Source organism: Vibrio sp. 10N.222.55.C7 (genome assembly GCF_041473335.1).
GTDB classification, from domain to species: domain Bacteria; phylum Pseudomonadota; class Gammaproteobacteria; order Enterobacterales; family Vibrionaceae; genus Vibrio; species Vibrio crassostreae_C.
Map to the genome: position 1 here is coordinate 1 of NZ_JBFRSC010000117.1, position 203 is coordinate 203.

At 48.8% G+C, this 203-nt stretch carries 1 protein-coding gene; it reads right to left on the minus strand.

What is annotated here, in order from left to right; translation table 11 throughout:
* The coding region (locus AB4482_RS22935; protein ID WP_372181794.1) for a cadherin-like domain-containing protein at window positions 1-203 on the minus strand (203 nt) is incomplete at both ends.

Sequence of the window (203 nt, forward strand, 5' to 3'; positions counted from 1 at the left end):
AAGTTCTCATCTGGCGTAATGGTGAAACTGCCATCATCGTTTTGAGTAACGGTTGCATCACCGCCAACCGTTAGGCCGCTAGCAGTAAGGTCATCACCTTCCACATCTGATGCTTGAGAAAGCAGCTGCTCTTGGCTTAAACGGATAGAACCGTCTTCATCGATTGAGTATGCTAGGTCACCCGATACAGGCGCATCATCAAC